Origin of the sequence: Moorella glycerini, assembly GCF_009735625.1 — a bacterium.
Lineage (GTDB): Bacteria > Bacillota > DSM-521 > Neomoorellales > Neomoorellaceae > Neomoorella > Neomoorella glycerini.
The window spans coordinates 2496170-2508541 of record NZ_CP046244.1 but is presented as its reverse complement, the minus strand read 5'-3'; the positions used below and the strand labels follow the sequence as shown (position 1 = coordinate 2508541).

Sequence of the window (12372 nt, the reverse complement as noted above, 5' to 3'; positions counted from 1 at the left end):
CCTCGATGCACGGGTTTTAAGTCTTAGCTACGCCAGTAGGGGCGTTTGCCTCCCCAGGCTCCCCGCAACAATGCCTCGGTTTCCGGGCCGGCATTATGCACCAGTTCGGCAGCAGCCTGTAGAGCCCGTTCTTTGATGGCTTTTTCATCCACTGTCAGGACCTTACGGTCTTCCATCACTATTTTGCCGTTGATTATTACCGTCCGCACATCACTGCCTTTAGCACTGTAAACCAGTTTGGGAACTACCCGGTTAATAGGCAACAGGTGGGGACTATCAAAATCCACTAGGATCACATCGGCTTCCTTCCCTATTTCCAGGGAGCCCACTTGGGAATCGACCCCCAGAACCCTGGCCCCGCCAATAGTTGCCATCTCCAGGGCCTGTTCCGCGGTCAACAGATCAGCCGACATGTTGTGTACTTTTTGGATCATGGCAGCAGCTTTCAACACCTCAAAAAGATCATAGGTGTAGCTGGCTGCCCCATCGGTGCCCAGGCCCACGGGGATGCCTGCCGCCAGCATGGCTGGAACTGGCGCCACCCCGTAGCCTAAGAGGGCGTTGGCCACCGGGCAGTGGACAATGCGGCTGCCTGTTTCAGCTATGATGTTTATTTCTTCGGGGGTTAACCAGACGGCATGCACAAAGACCGAGGTGGGCCCGGTGAGACCGCGGCTATGCATGAATTCCAAATCCCGCATTCCGTATTTTCGGTAGCAGTAGGCCAGGATATCCTGCCACCCGGCCAGGTGGGTGTTCACCTGGATGCACAATTCATCCGCCAGTTCCTTGGATTTAATCAACAAGGCCTCCGAAGCATCCTCACTCGACCCGGCGCCGATGGAAACTATGGTGCGATTGCTGCCGTGCCATTCCCGGACAAAATCGCGGGCGTCTTCAATCAAGTTGTCCTTGTCGTGAATCATGGTCATATATTCCGAATTGATACGCTCGCCGGCAAAGGTCTGGTCTAGCAGGCCGTAGATGATGTTGGCGCGGATGCCGCTACGATCCAGGGCCTCGGCCACCTGGCGTATGTTTTGAAAGGAAGTGTGCATATACCAGTGGTCACATACCATAGTGGTCCCCGACTTTATCATCTCCAGGCTGGCTAGTTCCGCACTTATAGCAGAATGTTCGGGGCTCATGCGCGAAACGATGGGAAATAAGAAACGCCAATTCCAGGGTTCAAAGTGCATGTCGTAGCCAATGCCTTCGATGAGGGCTTGATAAATGTGCGTATGACAATTTATCATGCCTGGCATAACCACGCAATTAGTAGCATCAATAGTTTTACTTGCCTCTAAATGGTAACAATCGCCAATAGCCACAATTTTACCGCCATTGATTGCCATTGACCCGCGAAATACCCGGCGTTCTTGATCCATGGTTAGCAAGATGCCGTTTTGAACTATAAGGTCAACCATAATTACCCTATCTCCTCCCTAACCACAATTCCAGTATAATCCTTTTTCCTGTTTTCCCAGTTGGCGCCAATACAGGAAAGGAGAAAGCGTTTATCGCAAATTACACCTCTATTATTCTTCCTTATATTGAATATCTCCTTCGTAGGAATTTCCAAAATAGCATTCGCTCCAGAAGATATTTTTCGGCATTTTTGACAAATCGATACATGGCCCTTGTAACAGCCAGTCACCCTAAATTCCAAAAAAGCTTCCCATTGTTTCCAAAAAGTTGGGATAACAATAATCATCGCAAATACTAAGGATAAGTTTAGTGGACATAAATAAGTGCTGGATCCTTAAAATCATTTTACAACCCAAAAACAGTAACTATAAATGCCATTATGAGTGCCAATTTATTTATATGGAATCTCTAGCGAAATCCAATATATTTTTAATATAAAAAATGCTACCAGCGGGTTTCTTGAAAACCCACACAGTAGCACCTTCGCTTAGCCACACTTAATTACGAAAAAAGTTACCCGCCTTCTAACAACAGGTAACCTCATCGTCTTGTAAGCATCTTTGCTTATCCAACTTATTAACTTTTAGAACTATTATAGTTCCACGTTTCTATAATGTCAATAGGTTGATGGCTCTATGTGTAAGCGGACTGAGAAAATGTCACTATGGAAGAGAAATCTTTTTGAGTGTCAAAGAGTCGCGCAGGTGTTTGTGATTGAACAAGTCATAAAAGGCAAGATTACCAACAGGCAGGCTGCTGAGGTCCTGGGCTTAAGTGAACGCCCCCGGGCCATTGCCGAGCTGGGTATTAACCATATACCCGCTTGCTCCTCCCAGGCTAAAGGGCGCGTGGAGCGCCTCCGGGGCACTCTACAAGGCCGCCTGGTGGTTGAGCTCCGCCTGGCTGGTATTTCCACCCTGGAAGAGGCTAATGCCTTCCTGCCAGGTTTTATCCAGAGGTTTAACCGGCGTTTTGCCGTTACACCAGCCTGCCCGGAACCGGCTTACGCCCTTGCCCTTCTCCGGCTACATTAAAACAAATTTTATCTTTACGACAAGAGCGCAAGGCTTCCCGCGGATCTTCCTTCTCCTATTCTTGCCATATCTACCAGTTGGTAGATATGAAAGGCTCCGTGGTCGTTTTGCGCCCGGGGGCTAATGTGGAGGTGCTAACCCACCTGGATGGTTCTTTAAGCGCCCTCTATGGCGGTAATCGCTACTTATTGCGGGAGCTTACCCAGCCACCAAAGGTGATGGCTGAAGAGCCTAAGAAAGCCCCGGCAAGTAGGGCTTATAAGCCAGCGCCAGACCATCCCTGGCGTCGTATGCCCATCAACCCGGCTAAAAAAGCGATTCCTTTACCCCACAATAATCTCTTACCTGCCAGTCAAGGGGGGTGACATTTTCTCTGTCCCGTTAAGGTGTTTTTGGGGTGACATTTTCACTGTCCTTTAACATAAGTTGATTTCCTAAGCATCGGTGGACGACGTATCGAAAAGTATTGTATTGCATTGCATAGTTTAGCTAGAATTAATTTCCCATGAGATAGCTTATTTTTATTTAAAAAACTAGCCTACGATTGTAGACTTTTGGTGTATATAATTCGACCAACACTCTCACAAACCGGCAGGCCGTTGCTGATATCGACTTCTACCCTGACCCTGTGCCCCTCCAGGCCTACGAGGACGACGGAATTGACAATGGCTAGCATAGTTAACCCCCTGATGGTTTTCTACCCAACTTTTGCTATTCGCCTGCTATTCGCCGAAAGACACGGGAGTTACTGCTAAGGTGGTGAAAAAGACTAATCATAATATTGTACGTGTATAACGTCTTTTGATGGTCACCTTAGTAAAAATTAAATTTTACCACCGTCCAGGCTAGAGTTTTGCTAATATGGAACAATGTGGCATCTATAGGGCTTACACGGGCATTATCCATGACAATTGTCTCCGCTTCGCTCCCACCACGGAAAAGTTAAAAGACAAATGCTTGCCTATATTTGAAAATAAAGAGCCAATTTAGCCCAGCTTTTTCATGGCTCAAGCAATGACAAATTTAAGGGACAACCCGATCCGGGTTGCCCCTGCCGTTAATAATTAAGCTATAACTTTAAGCTCATCGCCGGTTACAGGAGCTTTTTGCTCCCCGGGACCCTCGGCCAGGATAATCCTGGCTGCGAGAATATAAAGCAAAGCGCCAAAGGCAAAGATGCCAGTAAAGATCAGCAGTTCCACCCAGGTAGGCACATACTGGCCGGCCGTCGACCAGACCCTGGGGTAGTAACGGCTGAATTCACCTGGCGGCAGGGCATAGCTGCCCAGGGTAACGCCCGGGCCGTAAGGGATGAGGGGCAGCATCAGGGCCGAAAAGAGCAACCAGATGCGCTTGCAGAACACCCCGACCACCACCAGGGAAGCCGCCAGGCCCACCAGGCTCTTTCTCTCCCGGTTGGAACGAAAAACGAGAATCAGGAAAGGAACTGCCGCCAGGACAATTTCTCCCCAGAAAAAGGGAGCCAGGCTACCGATCAGCAGCAGATTGATATACTTCATCAAACGTTCTTCGGCCGGGTAGAGGGCGGTAAGCACCTCGGAAAAGATGAAAAACACATCTACGGCAATCAATACTGCCAGCAGGCCGCCCAGGGTGGCCAGGAGTTCCTTCTCCAGCTTATACCATCCCAGCCGATCCAGGATGATTAAAACCACCAGCAAAAGGGCCAGGCCCGAATCCAGGGCGGATACGACAAAAAGGGGCGCCAGCAAAGCGCTGTGCCAGGTTGGCCGGGCAATTTGCAGGCCGAAAATCCAGGCGGTTACCGAGTGCACCAGGATAGCTACCGGCAGGGCCAGGGCAGAGATGACGCGGTACCTGTTTTCTTCGAGTTTGGGGCGGGAAGTTAACCACAGGTAATAGAGGGAAATTGCCAGGTAAACTGCTATTACCACCACATCCCAGATGAGGGGTGAATTAAATTTGGGCGTGAGCAAGAGGTTGAAAAAACGGTCCGGCCGGCCGAGATCAACAAAAATAAACATGACGGCCATGATTATACATACGGCGGAAAGCAATATCGCCGGTTTGGCGGCGGGCTTGAACTGGCGGATGTTGAAAACCGTAGCTGAGGAAGAAACAATCAAACCACCAGCCGATAAGCCGACAAGAAACATGAAAGCACTAATATACAAGCCCCACGAAACGATGTTTCGCATCCCGGTGACAACCAGGCCGTTAGCCACTTGATAGATCCAGGCTAGCAGGCCACCCAGGGACAAGAGCAGTAAAACACCAAGCCAGAAGTAGTATCTTTGCTTGTTCATGTCTTTCCCCCCTTGCTAACGCAAATAATAAACCTGGGGTTTTGTGCCCCTATCTTCTAAAAGCCGCTCGCCATGTCGTTCCCTGATGAGGCGGGCCACCTCACTGTCTGGATCATTAAGATCGCCAAATTTCCGTGCCCTGGCCGGGCAGCAGGTGACGCAAAAGGGTTCCCCGCCCGCATTGACCAGTTGCTCGCAAAAGGAACACTTCTCTACTATCCCGCGTTTTCTTTGGGGCACACCGGCTGAACCGTAATCGTGAGCAGGAATGCGCACCGGTTCCTGCCAGTTGAAAACCCGGGCATTATAAGGGCAGGCGGTCATGCAGTAACGGCAGCCGATACAGCGCTCGTAGTTGATCAGGACCCGCCCCTCAGGGTCTTTATAAGTCGCCCCTACCGGGCATACCTTGACGCAGGGCGCATTTTCGCAGTGCTGGCAGGCTACCGGCAGGTATTCGCGGCTAAGATTAGGGTAGTTCCCCTGGGGCAGGTCTATACTGCTGGCCTCCCTGGTTAAAACCCGGTTCCAGAACATACCCATGGGTACATTATTTTCTAACTTGCAGGCGACGGCGCAGGTATGACAGCCTATGCAGCGTTTAAGATCAATAACCATGCCATATTTTTTAGCCATCCGGCTCCACCTCCCTTAAGCTTTTTTCACATCTACCCTTACATCGAAAAACGAGTAATTCAAGGTATTGGCTTTAAAATTAGCATGGGTCAATTCCTGGTGGTGGCCTGCCGGGTAATACCACCAGCCCTGCTGGATATGCACCACTCCGGGAGGAATGGCTTCATTATAACGGCATTTTAAAACTACATGACCACGGTCGTTAAATACCTCTACCATGGCGCCGTCGGCAATACCCCGTTTTTGCGCCTCGCCAGGATTCAAATCTGCTACCGGTTCAGGATTTAATTCCCGCAGCCAGGGTTGATTTTCATACTGGGAATGGATGCGGAATTTTTCATGGCGGGTAATCAGAGTTAAAGGATATTTGGCCGCCAGGGGGTTATCCGGTCCCGCCTCCAGGGGCCACTTGAAGACCGGCAGTTCCTCCCCTTCCTTAACCTTCTTTTCCAGGTAAAACTCCAGCCGGCCGGTAGGCGTTTTGAATTTGCCATCCTGCCAGGGTATATAGGGTTTGGGCAGGAAGCGGATGGCCTGTTCTTGCCGTAAGCGCTGGTAGGTAATTCCCTGCTGGCGTAAAAGAGGCACATCCAGCCACTTCGCCGACTCTTCTTCGATGGTACCGAAGTATTGACTAAAACCGAGCCGGGAAGCTATCCCTTTATAAATCTCCCAATCAGGTTTTGCCTCCCCCACGGGGTCAACAGCCTTCTGGCGGTACATGATATAGGGAACGTCACCGGCAAGGACGACTTCTTCTGTTTCATAGTAATGGGCCGCCGGCAAGATCAGGTCGGCATAATTTAAGGTATTATTAAAGAACTGGTCGACAGCAACAACGAAATCCACTTTAGGCCAGACCTCTTTGAGCCATTTATTACGCTCCGTTGTCTGCACCAGCAGGTTGGAGCAGGTAATATAGAGGGCTTTTATGGGGTAAGGGTTCTGTTTGATAATGGTGTCCTGGAGCTGGATGAGAGGCAAAACCTTGGGAAAGGTCCCGGCCGGGAAAAGCCAGCCGGCATTATACACCATGGGATCGAAGCCGGCGAAGAACATGCCTAAAATATTACCCGACTTGCCGATGTTCCCTGTCAGGCCCAGGAGGGTAATCAGGGCCTGGCCCAGGAGATCGGCGTGGTGATAACGGTCGGCGCCAAAACCGAATTTGATACCTCCCGGACGATTGGTCGCCAGCAAAGTGGCTACTCGGGTGACCAGTTCTGCCTTAACACCAGTAAGTTCTGCCACCTTCTCCGGAGTGTAATCACGAACGTTTTCCTTTAATCTAGCAAATACCGTCCGGCATTTAACACCGCTAACAGCAAAATCGCCTTCTAAAGCAGGTTTTATTCCCGGCGTATCGAAGGGGACGGCCCGGCTGGTAACCGTATCCCAAACGAGGGGTTTTTCCTTTTCCCGGACAAAAAGCCTGGTATCTTCCCTCACCAGGAAAGGCGCGCAGGTATTGTTTAAGGCATAATCCGCATCATATAATTTATTACTGATAATTATATTGAGCATCCCCAGGGCAAAGGCCGTGTCGCTACCCGGGCGCAGGTTGACCCAGGTCCGGGCCTTTTGCGCCGTAGTCGTATATATGGGGTCAATTACCACCAGGTGGGCGCCCTTTTCCACCGCTTCCTGGATAAAATGCCATTCGTTGATTTGCGACTCGGCACAGGCGCTGCCCCACAAAATAATGGTCCTGGCATTAACCCAATCGGCGCATTCGTTAGAATAAGCGTCGAAGATCCCCATCCCCAGGGCGGCAGCAAATCCCGTAGGAATAGCCTGGTCCACACTGCCTGAGGCCAGGACACTTTCCAGGATACCGGCAAAGCGGTAAGCACCAGCGTAACCGCCATTTAAGACACCGTAGTTGCCCGATTGGTGGACAACTGCAACGGCCTGGGGCCCGTACTGGCTGCGCAATTCTTTAAACTTATCGGCAATCATATTAAATGCCTGGTCCCAGCTGATGCGCTCCCATTTCCCTTCCCCCCTCGCACCGGTCCGGCGCATGGGGTACTTCAACCTGTCCGGGTGGTAAATGCGCTGGATGTGGCTCAGGCCCCGCAGGCAGATGCGGTCGTATTCCCGATCGGGCATGGGTGCCGGGGCCGTCTTCACTACTCTGCCATCCCGCACGGTAACTAAATGATTACACGTCTGCCAGCAGTTAGGCGAACAAATGGTTCGTACTACCTTTTCTTGCACCCCGGGCGGTGCCGCGGTAGCAGGTTGCAACCATCCAGGTGCCTTTAACCCGGCCCAGCCGGCGCCTGCTGCGGCAGCCACCGCCGCCGTGCCCTTTAAAAAGCTGCGCCGCGAAAGTTTAAAATTGGTACTCATACGGTTCATATCCCCTCCTCCATGGGATTTCTTTCACGTATTTCTCGCTGCCTTCTCGATTTACCTTTATGGTTATGGACAAAATAAAAGAGGCGCCTACTGTCCCTGAAGACAACAAGCGCCCCCAATGGAGTAACCTTCAAGGTGCGGTTTGGAGATGCATCACCTGGAGGGCCAGGTAGAGGTTAACCATGGCTTCCACTTTATTAAGGTTCAAGGCTGTGATTTCTTCGATCTTTTTTAAACGATATTTGAGGGTATTGGGATGAATAAACAGGCGGCGAGCTGTTTCCTGCTGGTCACCGTCACAACGGAAATAAATTTTGAGGGTTGCCAGGAGTTCCGATTCGTGCTGGCGATCATATTCCCTTAAGGGTCCCAGGATGCTCTGCCAGTAATCGCGTAACTCCAGTTCACCCATTTTGTAGAGCAGGCGGATAATGCCGAGTTCGGAAAAATAAGTGAGGCTTTCCCCGCCTTTAAATAGGGTTCCCAGCTTTAAGGCCGTTTTCGCCTCTTGAAAAGCGCGGTACAATTCGGTAACGCTGGCGTAAAAATCAGCAATACCCACCGAAAAAGATGTATCAGGGAAACGTTTTTTAACCTGATTACGGAGTTGGGCCACCAGGTTTGCCAGCATCGTTTTTATTTGGGCTTTATCCTGTTCCCGCCGGTAAGGCACCAGGACTATCATCTGGTTTTTGTTGTCTATGGTTATGGCTCCCCTTTTCTCTAAAAATGAAGCAATTATCTTATAGAGGCGAGCCAAGTTTTCCCGGCCGGCGGGGCAATTTGTTTCTTCGTCCCCTTGCAGGACCATTAAAGCCCAGGGTTCAGCCAGATTCCATCCCCAGGCTTTTCCCCTGTTAACGATTGTCTCATAGTCTTCAAAGTTATTGTAGAGTATTTCCAGGACAAACTCCCTTTTATATTTCTGCTCTATCTCCAGGAGCGCTTGTTCTTTTTTAATCTCGATCACTATCGGCAGGGCCGCTTCCAGTAGAGCGCCATTTAAGTTGTCGTGCCAGCTATTGACGACTTCCAGGACAAAGATAAAACCTTCCAGTTTTTCCTCGCCTAAAGCTACGGCAATATACGGAGTAGGCGGGTGCTCTGCGGCAGATAAAGTTCCCCGGTTGATCTTCCCCTTTATTTCCGGCCAGCGTTGCCGGGAATTAACAGGTAAAGGCAGGTAGTCATGAAAGGGGCAAGAACCGGCGGCAAAAGACTGGGCGGTCAGGATGCGATAGATGGCGTCGGTAATTATTACCGGGTTGCGGAAGTATTCTGCCAGCAGCCTGGCCAGGGCCGTTAAGCCTTCATTCCGGGCTATGGTCACCAACAAGCTGGATAATAATTGTTTCGGCATATCCCCCCTCCTTCCTCATAGCAGATCTGACAATGCTCCGGGTTAATTGGTTGTCTTTTTTAACATAATTTTGAACGGTCCCGAAAGAATAAAGCGTATGGAAGGACCGGTAAGATGGGGTTCAGGAAAGCCCGGCACCTCTTGGACACTATCTGCCAAAATTGCCTCGCCTGCTGTCACCAAATGCAAAGCACCGACAGGGCAGGCTTCAACGCAAACCGGTAACAGGCCGGCATCTACCCTAGAATAACAAAGGTTGCACTTATCAACTTTCCCTTTATGTTCATCATACTGGGGAGCTCCGTAGGGACAGGCCTGGACACAGCGCCCGCAGCCATCGCATCTTCCTGTTTCGTGCAGGACCACCCCGTCCCTTCTTTTCCGGTAGGTCCTGTTAGGGCACACCCGGAAGCATTCAGGATGTTCGCAATGGTTGCAGGCCAGGGAAAGATAATACACCACTAACCCTTGAGTTGTCTGGCGCTCTATTTCCTGTACCCGGCGGAAAAGCTGCCGTTCACCTAAATGATACTCATTCTTGCAGGCCAGTTCACAACTGCGACAGCCCAGGCACCGGTCTACCTGGAAAAGGAATATTTTCATGTTAATCAACTTTTACTCCTTCTATAAAGGGACAATATTGACAAAGGTATCAAAGAAAGCCGGCGCCGGAGCTCCCGTCGCCCAGGACCCCATATCGGTACTTACATTCCCCAGCAGGCGATTCACGGCTTTTCCCATTCCGCCCTGGTAACATACTACTATATCCGGCGGGACAGTCGCCGTTATCCTGGCCGGTAGTATTATTTCCCCCTGGCTATTATAGACACGGACCTTGCCGCCGTCTTTAAGCCCTACTCTGGCCGCCACTTCTGGATGCAGGCGCAGGACTGGCTCCTGGCTGCCGACTGCAAGCCAGGAGAGGTTATAAAACTGGGAATTATTGCTGGCCTGCATGTGAGGCGTGAGAAGACGATAGGGATAAGCAGGAGGAGGAGATAAAGGAGGCTTGAATTCCGGTAAAGCTGGCAAACCCAAATCCCCGGCCTGAGCGGAATATAGCTCGTATTTCCCTGACGGAGTGGGGAAAGGGCCGTTTTGCCAGGGTGGAGGTAATATCTGCAGCTTACGGGGTCCGGCTAGGAGTTCCCGATAATCCCTGATGCCCAGCAACTTGTAGACCCTGGGGTTGAACTCTGCTGCCACCCATTCCTCTTCTTCTCCGCCAGCAGGAAAGCGGCAACACCCTGGCGAGAGATCATTAAGCCGGTGAGATAAGGCCCAGGCAATTCGCAAATCCGACCTGCTCTCCCCTACCGGGTCAATGGCCGGCTGATTAATTGCCACCCAGGAGTGCCAGTAACTGATAACAATATCCCATTCTTCAAACTGGGTGGTACAGGGCAAAAATATATCAGCTATAGCAGCAGTAGGGGTTAGAAACTGATCAACCAGGACCACCATTTCCATGTCTTTGATTGCTTTTTCCATAAGGGCCAGGTCTGTGCCTTGGGAAAAGGGGTTGCTGCGCGCCAGCCATAAAAACCTGACCGGCGGATCAGCAGCTGCCAATAATTCCCGCCCTGTCCTGTTGATGTTTAAAAACCGGTGGGTAAAACCACCCCCGGGGGCCGGAATGCCTTGCATATTCGCCGGGGGTGACCAGTTGCGGGCATGATAATTGAATAAATCCCAGTTCTGCAGGCTGGCATAGTATAACCCCCCGCCATACTGACCCAGGTTGCCGGTAATGGCAGCCAGGGCGTTGATGGCCCTTACATTTTGCCCGCCATTACTATAACGTTGCAATCCCATACCTTTCCAGATAACCGCAGGACGGCGCTGGGATAAAAGTTCTGCCAGCAGGCCGATTTGCTCTCTTGTTACTCCGGCCAGCCGGCAAACTTTTTCATAATCTATTTCCTGCTGGAGATAGGTTAGGAACTCATCCCATCCGGCAACGCGGTTGGCGATAAATTCCTGATCACACCAATCCTGCTCTATTAAATATTTGGCCACACCCAGGGCCAGGGCCCCATCGCCGCCCGGTTTAATCCTGATATGGACATCAGCCCGGGCAGCAGTCGACGTTAACACCGGATCGATAACTACTATTAGAGCTCCCTGTCGCCGGGCCGCTTCGATAATATGCATTTGATGCAGGGCTGTCCACGCCGGGTTAGCCCCCCAAACTACAATCGTCCGGGCAGCTGCCATTGTTTCCGGATCGGGCTGGCAATTGGTGCCCATATCTAATAGGTTGGCCTCTAAACCGGCAGACCAGCACAAATTACCATTAATTTTACTTATATACCCCAGTGCATCGAAAAAACCTTCCACGGCCTGGTGCAACAGGCCGATATTACCATAATGAGCATAAAGCGCTACCGGCAAAAGGGAATTATATCTACCCTTAATCTCTAAAATTTTCCTGGCAATTATATCTAAAGCCTCGTCCCAAGAAATACGCTCCCAGTTGCCTGAACCCCGGGGTACCTGGCGCAGGGGAAAAACCACACGTTCGGGTGAGTAGACCCGCTGAACATAAGCATAGCCTTTGGCGCAAAGCCGGCCCTGGTTGAAACCGTGCCGGGGATCACCCGCTACTTTTTCCAGCCGCCCGTGACGGACATAGGAAAGGAGGCCGCAACTGCAGAAGCAGTTGCGCGGGCAAACATGCCGGTAAACCTGGTAGCCGTCGATAGAGAACACCTCTCTTAATGGCTATGATCATAATCGTGTTCAGGTTTACGGGCCTCATGAATGATCCAGGTGCCGCAGGACCTGGCCCTGAAGGACGATAATTAGCCTATAATTCATCTGCCTGATACCTGTTAAGCATCTATTTCGCTACCGTCAGATTTTTTCCTGCTATCCTTTAGCTGCAACTTTTATCATTTACCTGCCGGATGATTTTTCTTTTAGCCTCTTCCCGTAACCTGCGGCGGCAGACGGCCACACCCTCACCGGCGCCCCGGGGTCTTATACCCGGCCTTTTAAATTGCACTTAACCGGTTAAGACGAACATCACCGTACCATCGCCGTACCCACTCCGTTTAATGAACGCAGCGACCATAAAGCTATATTTAAGTACCCACCCTATTTTCCCCGGCCGCCCTCTCCGCAGCGGCCGTATCACCTTTTCTGCCGCCTTGATTACCTCCGGGACCGAATAGCCCCGGCCGCTGCCCGGGTTATAGACTGTTCCCGCTCTCAAATGCTTTCGTATTTTCATTAGTTAGAATCCTCATTATCTAGGGGG

Annotated in this window: 11 protein-coding genes and 1 pseudogene; 2 read left to right on the top strand and 10 right to left on the bottom strand. The window is 50.9% G+C overall.

Annotated elements, in window-relative coordinates; translation table 11 throughout:
* Positions 1-23: 23 nt before the first annotated feature.
* Complete coding sequence (locus MGLY_RS12470; protein WP_156274305.1) at positions 24-1427, bottom strand: amidohydrolase family protein; 1404 nt, start codon at positions 1425-1427, stop codon at positions 24-26.
* Between the two features lie 2 nt (positions 1428-1429).
* A complete protein-coding gene (locus MGLY_RS12465) occupies positions 1430-1714 on the bottom strand; it encodes a hypothetical protein (RefSeq protein WP_156274303.1) in 285 nt (94 codons plus the stop codon).
* Positions 1715-2234: 520 nt separating this feature from the next.
* Here MGLY_RS12465 and MGLY_RS18310 point away from each other — a divergent pair.
* Positions 2235-2405 (top strand): annotated as a pseudogene (locus MGLY_RS18310) (ISNCY family transposase); the annotation flags it as partial.
* A 134-nt stretch (positions 2406-2539) separates the two neighbouring features.
* Positions 2540-2827 (top strand): hypothetical protein, encoded by a 288-nt coding sequence (locus MGLY_RS12455; RefSeq protein WP_170291060.1) that lies wholly within the window; start codon positions 2540-2542, stop codon positions 2825-2827.
* A gap of 173 nt (positions 2828-3000) precedes the next feature.
* On the opposite strand, the gene MGLY_RS12450 is transcribed toward MGLY_RS12455, so the two are convergent.
* From MGLY_RS12450 to MGLY_RS18565, 8 genes are all read right to left on the bottom strand, one after another.
* A complete protein-coding gene (locus MGLY_RS12450) occupies positions 3001-3138 on the bottom strand; it encodes a hypothetical protein (protein ID WP_156274297.1) in 138 nt (45 codons plus the stop codon).
* A 388-nt stretch (positions 3139-3526) separates the two neighbouring features.
* On the bottom strand, positions 3527-4750 hold the full coding sequence (gene nrfD, locus MGLY_RS12445) for an NrfD/PsrC family molybdoenzyme membrane anchor subunit (RefSeq protein ID WP_156274295.1): 1224 nt from the start codon (positions 4748-4750) through the stop codon (positions 3527-3529).
* Between the two features lie 15 nt (positions 4751-4765).
* Complete coding sequence (dsrO, locus tag MGLY_RS12440) at positions 4766-5386, bottom strand: sulfate reduction electron transfer complex DsrMKJOP subunit DsrO (RefSeq protein ID WP_156274293.1); 621 nt, start codon at positions 5384-5386, stop codon at positions 4766-4768.
* A gap of 15 nt (positions 5387-5401) precedes the next feature.
* On the bottom strand, positions 5402-7750 hold the full coding sequence (locus MGLY_RS12435; protein ID WP_156274291.1) for a molybdopterin-containing oxidoreductase family protein: 2349 nt from the start codon (positions 7748-7750) through the stop codon (positions 5402-5404).
* Positions 7751-7880: 130 nt separating this feature from the next.
* On the bottom strand, positions 7881-9110 hold the full coding sequence (locus MGLY_RS12430) for a PucR family transcriptional regulator (RefSeq protein WP_156274289.1): 1230 nt from the start codon (positions 9108-9110) through the stop codon (positions 7881-7883).
* A gap of 42 nt (positions 9111-9152) precedes the next feature.
* Positions 9153-9713 (bottom strand): 4Fe-4S dicluster domain-containing protein, encoded by a 561-nt coding sequence (locus MGLY_RS12425; protein ID WP_156276425.1) that lies wholly within the window; start codon positions 9711-9713, stop codon positions 9153-9155.
* A gap of 21 nt (positions 9714-9734) precedes the next feature.
* On the bottom strand, positions 9735-11822 hold the full coding sequence (locus MGLY_RS12420; protein ID WP_156274287.1) for a molybdopterin-dependent oxidoreductase: 2088 nt from the start codon (positions 11820-11822) through the stop codon (positions 9735-9737).
* A 166-nt stretch (positions 11823-11988) separates the two neighbouring features.
* Complete coding sequence (locus MGLY_RS18565) at positions 11989-12117, bottom strand: hypothetical protein (RefSeq protein ID WP_277997852.1); 129 nt, start codon at positions 12115-12117, stop codon at positions 11989-11991.
* Between the last annotated feature and the right edge of the window lie 255 nt (positions 12118-12372).

Coding starts and splice junctions, on each gene's coding strand:
- MGLY_RS12430 (WP_156274289.1), bottom strand. CDS start 9,110: ATGCCGAAACAATTATTATCCAGCTTGTTGGTGACCATAGCCCGGAAT.
- MGLY_RS12450 (WP_156274297.1), bottom strand. CDS start 3,138: ATGCTAGCCATTGTCAATTCCGTCGTCCTCGTAGGCCTGGAGGGGCAC.
- dsrO (WP_156274293.1), bottom strand. CDS start 5,386: ATGGCTAAAAAATATGGCATGGTTATTGATCTTAAACGCTGCATAGGC.
- MGLY_RS12425 (WP_156276425.1), bottom strand. CDS start 9,713: ATGAAAATATTCCTTTTCCAGGTAGACCGGTGCCTGGGCTGTCGCAGT.
- nrfD (WP_156274295.1), bottom strand. CDS start 4,750: ATGAACAAGCAAAGATACTACTTCTGGCTTGGTGTTTTACTGCTCTTG.
- MGLY_RS12435 (WP_156274291.1), bottom strand. CDS start 7,750: ATGAACCGTATGAGTACCAATTTTAAACTTTCGCGGCGCAGCTTTTTA.
- MGLY_RS12470 (WP_156274305.1), bottom strand. CDS start 1,427: ATGGTTGACCTTATAGTTCAAAACGGCATCTTGCTAACCATGGATCAA.
- MGLY_RS12465 (WP_156274303.1), bottom strand. CDS start 1,714: ATGATTATTGTTATCCCAACTTTTTGGAAACAATGGGAAGCTTTTTTG.